Source organism: Desulfofundulus sp. (assembly GCF_049701015.1).
Taxonomy (GTDB): domain Bacteria; phylum Bacillota; class Desulfotomaculia; order Desulfotomaculales; family Desulfovirgulaceae; genus Desulfofundulus.
Genome location: NZ_JBNATZ010000293.1, coordinates 1 through 2872, shown reverse-complemented (window position 1 = coordinate 2872; position 2872 = coordinate 1). Strand labels below are relative to the sequence as shown.

Below are 2872 nucleotides of genomic sequence, written 5' to 3'. Positions count from 1 at the left end.
CCCCGGTACCACCCAGCTTACAGCCAAGGACATTAAGTACCGTCTCGAGACAGCAGAGGCGGTTTGTGTTATCACCGACAACGAGAATGCTCCCAAGGTGGACGAGGTTGTTGCGGATTGTCCCACGGTAAAATCCCGTATAATTGTCGGTGAGCCCCGGCAGGGCTGGTTGGATTACAGGGAAGCTGTGGCCAGGGCTAGCGATGACTTTACCACGGTAAATACCAGAAGTGATGATAATGCTATTTTATACTTCACCTCAGGAACTACAGGTTATCCAAAGATGACGGTGCACAGCCATGCCAGTTATCCCATCGGTCATATCGTTACCGGGAAATACTGGCTGGATCTGCGCCCGGATGACCTGCACTGGAATTTAAGCGATACAGGTTGGGCCAAGGCGGCCTGGAGCAGCTTTTATGGTCCCTGGAATATGGGGGCGGCCATTTTTGTTCACCATACTTCCCGTTTTAGTCCCAGGAAAACCCTGGAGTTACTGCAGAAATACCCCATTACCACCCTTTGTGGAGCTCCGACCAACTACCGGATGATTGTGCTGGAAGATTTGAGCCAGTACAAGTTTCCCGCCCTGAGACATTGTGTGGGTGCCGGTGAGCCCCTGAACCCCGAGGTTATTGAAGTTTGGAAAGAGGCCACTGGTCTAATAATTCGTGATGGTTACGGCCAGACCGAAACGGTGTTGCTATGTGGCAGCTTCCCCTGTCTTGAGCCCAGGTTCGGTTCAATGGGTAAACCTTCCCCTGGATTTGATGTGCAGGTTATTGACGAAGAAGGTAATATTTTGCCGCCCAATACTGAAGGGGATGTGGCTGTAAGGGTGAAACCTGAGCGACCAGTAGGTCTTTTCAAAGAATATTGGAAAAACCCGGAAAAAACAGCCAGCGTATATCGCGGTGACTGGTACCTTACTGGTGACCGGGCGTACAGGGATGAGGATGGTTACTTCTGGTTTGTGGGCCGCGCCGATGACGTTATTCTGGCCGCAGGTTATCGCATTGGTCCCTTTGAAGTGGAAAGCGCTCTTCTGGAACACCCGGCGGTAGCAGAATCTGCCGTCGTATCAAGCCCTGACGAAATCCGTGGTGAAGTAGTTAAAGCTTTCGTGGTGCTGGCTCCGGGTTACCAGCCTTCCGATGAGCTGGTAAAAGAACTGCAGGAACATGTTAAGAAAGTGACGGCACCTTATAAATATCCACGGAAAGTTGAATTTGTGGAATCGCTTCCCAAGACCATCAGTGGTAAAATTCGGCGGGTGGAATTGCGGGAACGCGAGTGGGCAGGGAAGCGCAGGTAATAATGCGTTTTGCCCTTGGGAGAGTTAAAGGCCGGGAAAATTGCCCGGCCTTTAACCATGTTCTTGATTATTGATTTAAAAAGGAATATGCTACTAAAAGAGTACTCCGGTTGGAAGAATGTCTAAACGGGGGCTGGTCATGTTTACTTATGTAAACACCAGTTTGGTTTCCCGTGGTGTGTGCTTTTCCACTTATTCCGTTTTTTCAGGTGGTTGCAAATGTCTATGGCGAAGGCACGTTTCCCTCCTTACTTTTTTACCTGAGAAATCTCTGCAGATTGCGGAATTGCTGTCCTTGCGAATCAAATTAGAGTTTTCTAAAAAATCAGGCATGATGCTTGCATGTACATAGACTTTGAAGGCTTTCCTGAAGCTCATGGCGAAAGATATTGAAAACCTGGAACAAAAGGGGAGAGGTCTATGAACTTTGTGCTGACAGAAGAACAGCAATTGCTGCGTCAAACCGTACGTGACTTTGCAGAGAATGAGGTGGCTCCGAAAGCGGCTGAAATGGATGAGACGGAAGAGTACGACTGGTCCCTTTGGGATAAGATGGCGGAGATGGGTCTGACCGGCATCCCATTTCCCGAGGAGTATGGTGGAGCGGGGATGGACAACCTGAGTTATGCCATTGCGGTGGAGGAATTAAGCCGGGTTTGTGCTTCCACCGGCGTACTCATATCAGCCCATACCTCCCTGTGTAGCTGGCCCATCTACGCTTTTGGTAACGAAGAGCAAAAGAGAAAATACCTGGTTCCCCTGGCGGAAGGTAAGAAAATTGGTGCCTTGGGTTTAACTGAGCCTTCTGCCGGGTCTGATGCCGGATCGGTAAAATTAAGTGCCGTGCGGGATGGGGATGAATATGTACTTAATGGAACGAAGATCTTCATTACAAATGGTGGACGTGCTGACGTTTATGTTGTCATTGCCCGTACGGATCCGGATTTGAGTAAAAAGCACCGGGGGACAACCGCTTTCATTGTGGAGAAAGGTACGCCCGGATTTACCTTTGGCAAGAAGGAGCACAAGATGGGCATCCGGGCATCTTATACTTACGAACTGGTTTTTGATAATTGCCGTATTCCCAGGGAAAATATGCTGGGCAAAGAGGGTGAAGGCTTCAAAATAGCTATGGCTACTTTAGATGGCGGGCGAATCGGTATTGCCGCCCAGGCTCTGGGGATTGCCCAGGGAGCTTTTGAGCAAGCCCTGGCTTACAGTAAAGTGCGCGAGCAATTTGGCCGGCCTATTTGTTCCAACCAGGGAATTGCCTGGATGCTGGCCGACATGGCTACCCGTATTGAAGCAGCCCGCCTGCTTGTATACCAGGCCGCCTTTTTGAAAGATAACAAGCTGCCATACGGTAAGGAGTCAGCCATGGCCAAGCTATATGCTTCGGAAGTTGCCATGTGGGTGACCACCAAGGCGGTGCAAATTCATGGTGGTTACGGTTATACGCGGGAGTACCCCGTGGAACGTATGATGCGCGATGCCAAGATTACGGAAATTTATGAAGGTACCAGCGAGGTACAGCGCATTGTGATTGCCAACTATCTG

Annotated in this window: 2 protein-coding genes; both read left to right on the top strand. The window is 49.9% G+C overall.

The window, feature by feature from the left end; translation table 11 throughout:
• A partial coding sequence (locus ACPLUI_RS13420; protein WP_424660756.1) for an AMP-binding protein occupies nt 1-1315 on the top strand: 1315 nt, incomplete at its 5' end.
• Nucleotides 1316-1735: 420 nt separating this feature from the next.
• The coding region (locus ACPLUI_RS13415; RefSeq protein ID WP_424660755.1) for an acyl-CoA dehydrogenase at nt 1736-2872 on the top strand (1137 nt) is incomplete at its 3' end.